2 protein-coding genes and 1 pseudogene are annotated in these 3,422 nt (G+C 31.3%); all 3 read left to right on the top strand.

Features of this window, described 5'->3' with window-relative positions; genetic code table 11:
• Positions 1–126 precede the first annotated feature (126 nt).
• A complete protein-coding gene (locus VFS71_RS14660; protein ID WP_349256357.1) occupies positions 127–537 on the top strand; it encodes a type IV pilin protein in 411 nt (136 codons plus the stop codon).
• Positions 538–1,022: 485 nt separating this feature from the next.
• Positions 1,023–2,426, top strand: a complete 1,404-nt coding sequence (locus tag VFS71_RS14655; protein ID WP_326402147.1) for a GspE/PulE family protein — start codon at positions 1,023–1,025, stop codon at positions 2,424–2,426.
• Between the two features lie 38 nt (positions 2,427–2,464).
• Positions 2,465–3,422 (top strand): annotated as a pseudogene (locus VFS71_RS14650) (hypothetical protein); the annotation flags it as partial.

Genomic DNA, 3,422 nt, shown 5'->3' with positions numbered 1-3,422 from the left:
GAAAAATCAAATTCTATATTATTTTTAAGGTATATATACCTATTATATTGTAAAAGAACCTAATCAGGCACACTAACCTATTTTTTAAATAAAAATTATATATTTGCTTTCTAAAACAATTTGATTTTGAAAAAGATTTTTTTAAAAAAGTTACCTTCCTTCAACCTCCAAGAAATGTTAATCGTCTTGGCAATCATTGGAATTCTTTTACTTATCGCTTTGCCAAATTTAATGCCATTAATCACAAAAGCCAAGAGCGTAGAGGCTCAAGTACAGCTCAAAGCAATTTACAATGCCGAAAAACAATACTACTTCATGTACTCTAAATACAGTCCAAATTTCACAGAAATAGACTTCGAGGCTCCAAAAACGGTCAAACAAAATGGTAGTGCCAATTATTCCTATGAAATTGTACAATCTACTAATAGTGATTTTAAAGTAAAAGCCACTGCTTTGACTGATTTTAATGGGAATGGAGTTTTTAATGTTTGGGAAATCGATCAAAATGGGGTTCCAAAACAAATTATCAATGACTAATGTGGGTTTTTAGAATTTTACTGCTTAGCGTTTTTTTTCTAATCCTTTATCAAGATTATAAAGACCGAAAAGTATATTGGTTTCTATATCCTCTTATAGGTATTTCAACACTTCTTTTACAAATAAAAGTTGTGCCTTTTTATTCTATTTTGATCAATATTGGATTTAACATACTATTTGTTACTATTTTACTATTGACATGCTATTTATATGCCACTTTTAGATTGAAGAAGAATCTTTTAAAAGAAGTATTTGGATTAGGCGATGTATTATTTTTTCTTTTTATAGCATTTTCATTTTCTATAGTTTCTTTTTTTATCCTTTTTGTTTTTTCCTTATTCTTTTCGCTGCTTTTACATTTCATTTTAAAACACAGGCAAATAGAAAAAACAGTTCCACTTGCCGGGTACATGTCTTTATTTTTTGGAACTATATATGCCATTAGTTTTTTTTATGAGTGCAACTTTTTATACGCCTATTAAACAATGAGCCATTTTAACATTCCAATAGAAATTCAACAACTTATCAAATCGGAACAAGCCTATCACTACAGAATAATTCCTGTAGAAAAAATAGGCAATCAGCTGATACTAAAAACAGACAACCAAGATATCACCACTTTACAAGCTGAGCTTTCTGTTTTACTCAACTTCCCTACCCAGCTTAAAGAAGAAACTAGCGAGAACATCAATAGATACTTAAGCACCAATTATAGAAAATCCTCTTCTAATGTTGTATCAAGCATTCATTACTCTATTGATTTTTTGGAGAAAATTGTAGTCAATGCTAAGGAAATTGGTAGCAGTGATATTCATTTTGAACCCTACGAAAAAAATGCTCGAGTGCGATTTCGCCTCGATGGAAAATTAAAAGAACAATTTCATATTACTACTGAAGAATATCCTGTTCTGATCAACAAAATAAAAATCAGGGCTCAACTCGATATTTCCGAAAAACGATTACCACAAGATGGACGTATTACCATCGTAACAGATTACGAAGACTTTGATATTCGGGTTTCTATTCTACCTACCCTGCATGGAGAAAAGGTAGTGCTCCGTATTTTGAGTAAAGACACCAGCCACATAGACATTAATGCTCTTGGTTTTACTGAAAAAGAACTAATTACCTACTTAGAAAACATTAAAAAACCTAATGGCATTGTTCTCATTTCGGGCCCTACAGGTTCTGGTAAAACAACAACATTATATGCCACTTTAAAAAAACTGAATCTTCCCAACACAAATATACTAACGGTTGAAGACCCAATTGAATATACGTTGGAAGGAATCAATCAAGTACAATTAAAAGAAAATATTGGGCTTGATTTTGCCACTACCCTCCGAACTTTTTTACGACAGGATCCAGATATCATTATGGTTGGAGAAATACGTGATGTCAACACCGCCAATATGGCAATTAGAGCAGCCTTAACAGGACACCTCGTTTTATCTACCATTCATACCAACTCGGCTTGGGCAACCATTTCACGATTAATAGACATGGGAATACCTTCTTTTTTAATTGCCAGTACTCTTAACCTAAGCGTAGCACAACGCTTAGTTCGTAAACTTTGCAATCATTGTAAATTAGAAAAGCCAATTTCAGCGGACGTATTTCCAACTGGCTTTGAAATACCTGAAAATTTAATAAACCATCACGAAGCCGTTGGATGTGATCACTGTTATCATACTGGTTATTCCGGAAGAAAAGCCATATACGAAATACTTCCAATTGACAACGAACTTTCTGCTTTAATAAAAAACAATCAATTGGAAATTGATCATTATATCGAAGAAAAAGAAATTTTCACTTTAAAGAAAAATGCATTATCATTAATCAAAGAGGGAACCACTTCAATAGAAGAAGTTTTTTCATTACTTCTATAATAAAACTTATATTAGCCGATTCAATTTGCCCCCTATTCATGAGAAAAATCACCATTATACTAATTTTATTTATTTTTCAAATTACTTTTAGTCAAGAAAATAGAATTGAACAAATTAGAAACAATCTCGAAGCTATTAAGCTCGACACACCCGGATTAACGGAGAAAGTTAATATTACTATTAAAGAAGCCTCATTATCTAGCTTTCTGTTGGCTATTGCCGAAAACCATAAGTTAAACATCAGTGTTGCTCCAAATTTAGCTCAAATAAACCTCGTAAATGATTTCACCAATGTAACGGTAAGTGATTTATTGCTTTTCCTTTGCAAGGAATACAATCTAAGTATCGATTTTTCTGGCAATATATTATCTATTAAATCATATGAAAAACCTGTTGAAAAAACAGTTCAAAAAGAGATTGATGTAAAATATGACATAACAAATGATTGGCTTTCTCTAGATTTAAAAGAAGATAAATTATATGATGTTTTCAAAAAGATAATGGATGTAAGTGGCAAGAATCTAGTCTTTGCTCCCGGTTTAGAAAACCATTTATTAACCGCATACATCAAAAATGTTCCTTTTGATGCTGCTTTAAATAAATTAGCCTATGCTAATAATTTAAATGTCACTAAATCCAGAGATAATTTCTATATTTTTGATCAATTGGATGGAAACTTTTCTCCTAATACTAATATAAATGCTGACATTACTAAACAAAGTAAACCGCAAAGTTCCAGAAAATCAAATTTTTTCTTTACAGTAATTGACCCTGAAAAAAAATTATTGGATGTTGATTTTGAAAACATTCCTATTTCCAGCATTGTATACGACATTGGACATGAGTTGGATATTGATATGTTTATTTCAAGTCCATTAGAGGCCGCGGGTAATGCTACTGTCAAAGCAAAAAATATAACTTTTGATACACTTTTGGTGAAACTATTTGAAACTAAAACGGACAGTAAAGCAATAATAAATAATCAGCAACAACAAT

Origin of the sequence: Flavobacterium sp. (genome assembly GCF_035760125.1) — a bacterium.
Classification (GTDB): domain Bacteria; phylum Bacteroidota; class Bacteroidia; order Flavobacteriales; family Flavobacteriaceae; genus Flavobacterium.
This window is presented reverse-complemented; position numbering and strand designations above follow the sequence as displayed.

Coding starts and splice junctions, on each gene's coding strand:
- VFS71_RS14655 (WP_326402147.1), top strand. CDS start 1,023: ATGAGCCATTTTAACATTCCAATAGAAATTCAACAACTTATCAAATCG.